General features: G+C 67.6%; 5 protein-coding genes. 4 read left to right on the top strand and 1 reads right to left on the bottom strand.

Annotated elements, in window-relative coordinates; genetic code table 11:
• From ON45_RS18925 to ON45_RS18910, 4 genes are all read left to right on the top strand, one after another.
• A partial coding sequence (locus ON45_RS18925) for an ATP-binding cassette domain-containing protein (RefSeq protein WP_040496048.1) occupies window positions 1–297 on the top strand: 297 nt, incomplete at its 5' end.
• A 1-nt stretch (window position 298) separates the two neighbouring features.
• Complete coding sequence (locus ON45_RS18920; protein WP_040496046.1) at window positions 299–2,878, top strand: ABC transporter permease; 2,580 nt, start codon at window positions 299–301, stop codon at window positions 2,876–2,878.
• Window positions 2,879–2,953: 75 nt separating this feature from the next.
• Window positions 2,954–4,129: a Vgb family protein gene (locus ON45_RS18915; RefSeq protein WP_148288777.1), complete on the top strand. Its 1,176-nt coding sequence runs from the start codon at window positions 2,954–2,956 to the stop codon at window positions 4,127–4,129.
• Between the two features lie 97 nt (window positions 4,130–4,226).
• Complete coding sequence (locus tag ON45_RS18910; protein ID WP_040496044.1) at window positions 4,227–4,628, top strand: TIGR03618 family F420-dependent PPOX class oxidoreductase; 402 nt, start codon at window positions 4,227–4,229, stop codon at window positions 4,626–4,628.
• Window positions 4,629–4,643: 15 nt separating this feature from the next.
• On the opposite strand, the gene ON45_RS18905 is transcribed toward ON45_RS18910, so the two are convergent.
• A partial coding sequence (locus ON45_RS18905) for an Fpg/Nei family DNA glycosylase (RefSeq protein WP_206537737.1) occupies window positions 4,644–5,344 on the bottom strand: 701 nt, incomplete at its 5' end.

Genomic DNA, 5,344 nt, shown 5'->3' with positions numbered 1-5,344 from the left:
CTCTCCGGCGGACAGCAGCAGCGCGTCGCGGTCGCTCGTGCCCTGGCCTCCCGGCCGGACATCATCTTCGCCGACGAGCCCACCGGAAACCTCGACTCCACCACCGGCGCCGAGATCCTCGAGTTCATGCGTCGCGCCGTGCGCGAGTTCGGACAGACGATCGTCATGGTCACGCACGATCCGGTCGCCGCCTCCTACGCCGACCGGGTGATCTTCGTCGCCGACGGCCAGATCGACGGCGAACTCGCCGACCCGACCTCGGACGAGATCCTCGAACGCATGAAGCAGCTCAGCTGACATGGCCGGATCCACCGCACTCATCGCCCGCCGGAGCATCCGCGCACGGCTCGGCCGCACGATCGCGATCGTCTTCGCGGTCGTCGCCGGCGTCTCGTTCGTCGCCGGTTCCTTCGTCCTCGCCGACAGTCTGACGCGCTCGTTCGACGGATTGATCGAAGACCTCGTCCAGGACGTCGACCTCCAGGTGCGCGGCCTGAACGCGTTCGAGGACGACAGCTTCGGCAGCGACAACTCGCCGCCGCCCGTCCCGATCGAGATCGTCGACCAACTCGACGGGATCGACGGGATCGCGGTCGTCGAACCCGACCTGACCGCTCGCGCCCAGATCTTGAACGAGGACGGTCAGCCGATCACGGTGACGGGCCCGATGTTCGGCACCCAGTACGAGACCGACACGCTCGCGGGAGTCGAGGTCAAGGACGGTCGGGCTCCGATGGGTCCCGATGAACTGGTCGTCGATGCGGCCACCGCGACGCGGGAAGGTCTCGACGTCGGTGATCCCGTCAGCTATTCCACGGACACGGGGATCTACACGGGCACGCTGGTCGGCACGGTCGGGACACCCGACAGCGACAGCTTCCTCGGTTCGTCGATCGTGGCCCTCGATCTCGAGACCGCGCTCGACCGGTACGGCACGAACGGCCTCGTCGATCAGATCAACATCGGTCTCGAGGACGGTGCCGACATCGTGAGCGTCGAGTCGTCGATCGTTGCCGCCGTCGGCGACGACTACGAGATCGTCGATCGGGACACGCTCATCGAGGAGTTCCAGGACCAGATCGGGCAGTTCATCGGCATCTTCGGAACCGGCCTGCTGATCTTCGCCTTCGTCACCGCATTCGTTGCGGCGTTCATCATCAACAACGTGTTCCAGATCACGATCGGCCAGCGACTCCGCGAACTCGCCCTGCTCCGGGCGATCGGTGCGTCGGGCAAGCAGGTCCGGCGGATGATCACCCTGGAAGCCCTGGGTGTCGGCATCGCCGGGACGATCATCGGCGTGCTCGCCGGACTCGGCGTGGCACAGATGATCGTGCTCGCCTTCAACGCCGCAGGAGCGGGCTTCCCGTCGTCGGCGCCGGTGCTGCTCCCGCGCACGATCCTCGTGTCGGCGATCGTCGGAATCGGGGTCACGATGGTCTCGGTCATCGTGCCGGCCCGCCGCGCGGCCAAGATTCCGCCCGTCGCGGCCATGCGTCCCGAGCTCGGCTTCGCCGCGATCCGTTCCCGTCGACTGGTCGTGGGCGCCGTCACCGCGACGATCGGACTGGCGATGCTGCTCATCGGACTGTTCGTGTCACCGGGAGGAACCGTCGGACTGATCGTGCTCGGTGGCGGTGGCACGCTGCTCCTGTTCCTCGGCGTCGCGAGCGTGTCTGCCACCGTGGCGACACCGGTGACCCGCGCGATCGGATGGCCGGTGGCCAAGCTGTTCAAGACCCCGGGCAAGCTCGCGCGGGACAACGTGGCGCGTGCGCCACGGCGGACGTCGTCCAGTGCCGCTGCGCTGATGATCGGAGTGGCCTTGGTGAGCGCAGCTGCGGTCTTTGCGTCCTCACTGCGCGTCTCGATCTCCGCCGCACTGGAACGATCGGTGTCCGCCGACTACATCGTCCAGGGTTCCGGGGGTGCGGGAGGCGGACCGGGCGACGGTGGTTTCCCGCCGGTCGTCGTCGAGACGCTCGCGGAGCTCCCCGAGATCGAAACGGCCACTCCCTTCCGAGTCGTGACCGCACAGGTCGACGACGACAGCAAGGTGCTCACCGCCGTCGACCCGCAGGCGTCGGCGCAGCTCGTCGACTTCGACAACATCGAGGGCAGCTTCGACGACCTGTCGCCGACGTCGCTCGCCGTGCACGACGAGGCGGCGGAATCGGCCGATCTCGAATTCGGTGACACGGCCACGGTCACGTTCCAGAACGGGGAGGTGCGCGACCTCACGGTGGACCTGATCTTCGGCGACAACTCGTTCGGGCTGAACTGGTTCATCGACCTCGAACTGCTCGACGAGATCAGCGGGGGCGAGACGCAGAGTGATGTCTTCGCCCTGGCCGCGTTGAAGGACGACGTGGACCCCGACGAGGGCGACGCCGCGGTCCGCGCCGCGTTCGAACAGTTCCCGCAGGCGAGCGTGCAGTCGAACGCCGAGTTCCTGCAGGAGCAGGAGGACCAGATCAACCAACTGTTGTTCCTCATCGCGATCCTGCTGCTGTTCGCGATCGTCATCGCGGTGATCGGCATCTCGATCACGTTGGCGCTGGGCGTCTACGAACGCACCCGCGAGATCGGTCTGCTCCGCGCGGTCGGCATGAGCAAACGCCAGACCCGCAAGTCGGTGCGGTGGGAAGCGGTCATCGTGTCCGTGTTCGGCGCGCTGATCGGTGTCGTGCTCGGCACGTTCCTCGGCGTCGTACTCAGCGAGGCGGTCCCCGAGAGCATCATCAGCGACCTCGCGTTCAGCCCGATGATCATCATCATGATCCTCATCGGCGCGGTGATCGCCGGCCTCCTCGCCGCGCTGTACCCGTCGTACAAGGCGAGCAACATGAACGTCCTCGACGCCATCGCCACCGAGTAGTCACCTTCGACGGCTGGCGGACCCAGCTCGCCATCGGCGGCTGGACTGACCCGCCCAGACGTGAGACCGTGGATCATGTCACTTCGTCGGCCGATCGTCATCGGGGCGGTCGCCCTCGCTTTCGCGGGGTGCACGTCGTCCGGCGAATCGGCGGGGACCTCGGTTCCCACCGATCCGACGACGGCAACGACTGCTCCCGACGTGACCGACACGACCGTCGACGAACCCCCGCCCTCGGAAGCGGCACCCACGTCCACATCGTCGGAGACGTCGCTTCCCGCGCCGGACACGACATCGCCACCGACCACGTCGACGCCGCCTCAGCCGGTGGCGTTCGACGATCTCGAAACCGTGGAGTTCCCGGTGCCCGCGGGATCGCGACCACACGATGTGGCACCCGCTGCCGATGGAGGGGTGTGGTACACGGCCCAGCGCGCCGGCGCGCTCGGTCACCTCGACCCGGTCACCGGAGAGACCCGCCACATTCCGCTCGGCAATGGCTCGGCACCCCACGGCGTGATCGTCGACGAAAACGGCGTTGCCTGGGTCACCGACGGCGGCCTCGACGCGATCGTGAGCGTCGACGCGACCGGTGATGTCGTCACCGTGTTCCCCCTGCCCGATGGCACCGACAACGCCAATCTGAACACGGCCGCGTTCGCCGGCGACGGCCGACTGTGGTTCACCGGACAAAACGGCATCTACGGTGTGCTCGACCCGGCGTCGCAGGTCGTCGAGGTCCACGAATCACCTCGCGGGCCGGGGCCATACGGCATCACGGCCACGCCGGACGGCCACATCTACTACGCCTCGCTCGCCGGGAGTTACGTGGGAGCGATCGACTCCGAGGGGGAGGCCACGGTGATCGAGCCCCCGACCCCCGAGCAGGGCGCTCGGCGAGTGTGGTCTGACTCGTCCGGCGCCATCTGGGTCAGCGAATGGAACAGCGGTCAGCTCAGTCGGTTCACGCCGACCGATGGTGGATCGGATGCAGGCGACTGGAGCACGTGGCAACTGCCCGGTCCGGCGCCGGCAACGTACGCGGTGTACGTGGATCATGTCGATCAGGTGTGGGTGAGCGACTTCGGCGGGAACGCGCTCCATCGCTTCGACCCCGCGTCGGAGTCGTTCGAGACCTTCCCGCTCCCTGCCGATTCGGCGGGTGTGCGCCAGATCCTCGGTCGAGGCGACGAGATCTGGGGTGCTCAGTCGGCCGACGACTCGCTCGTGGTGATCCGCCCGCGCACGTAGCGCCGGGTTCGCTCACGAAGCTTGCAGCCGTTTGCACCGATCGAGCATCCCTCGGCCGACCCGGCGCGTGCCGGCAACCCGTGGATTGAATGGTGCGATGGCACTCGATCTCGACCATCTCGACGACGGGGTGATGACGTTCCTGCGGGAACGCCATCTGGCCACGCTGACGACGTTGCGACCCGACGGTTCGCCGCATGTCGTCGCCGTGGGCTTCAGCTACGACGCGGACGCGCGCGTCGCCCGCGTGATCACGTGGGCCACATCGCAGAAATCGGTCAACGCAGGCCGCATGCAGGATGCCGGACAACGTGCGGCGGTGTGTCAGGTCGACGGCGGGCGCTGGCTCACACTCGAGGGCCCGGTCCGGTTGGTGACCGACCCGACCGGCGTGCAGCCCGGAATCGACGGCTACGCCGAGCGGTATCGAACGCCGAAGGAACGCGAGGACCGCGCGGTCGTCGAGATCGACGTCGACCGGATCCTCGGGCGCGGCTGAACGAATCGCGACGCGTCAGACGACGTCGCGATTCCAGGGCAGGTCGGCGAGAAAGCGCTGCGCTGCCGGGTGTGGGTCCATCACCGGAGTGTCATCCGGGTTCCGCGACACCCGCGGGTCGAGGTGGTTCTGGCAGCCCGGGCACCAGTACAGGACCCGGTTGTGGGTGCCCATGCGACGCATGTCGATGCTGCCGCTGCAGCGTGAGCAGCGCTGACCGTTGCGGCCGTACACGGCCAGCCCGCCTCGGGTCGATGTCGTGGTGACACGTGCGCTGTGATGCAGGTTCGCCCGGAGTTGCGACGCTGCGGTGTTGACGATGCGGACGGCATCGCCCTCGGACAGCTCGCCGACCGGAGCGAACGGGCTGATCCCGGTGGCCCAGAGCACCTCGCAGCGGTACACGTTGCCGACTCCGCACATCACCCGCTGATCGAGCAGCACCTCGCCGATCCGCGCCGCCGCATCGGGGTACGACAGCAGCAGGTTCACGACGAGTCCGAGGTCGGCGTCCTGCTTGCAGAGGTCGGGACCGAGCCGACCCATCCCCGGGTGGCGTCGTTTGTCGGGGCGTCGGTAGGTCTCGACGAGCGGAGCGTTGAAGCACACAGCGACCCAGTCCGAGTTCTCGATCGCGGCACGCATCTGCTCGTACGGGCGACGCCACTTCTCGCCCTGCCGGTACAGATGCCACGAACCCGACATGCGCATGTGGG

It is taken from the genome of Ilumatobacter nonamiensis YM16-303 (genome assembly GCF_000350145.1).
GTDB classification, from domain to species: Bacteria; Actinomycetota; Acidimicrobiia; order Acidimicrobiales; family Ilumatobacteraceae; genus Ilumatobacter_A; species Ilumatobacter_A nonamiensis.
This window is presented reverse-complemented; position numbering and strand designations above follow the sequence as displayed.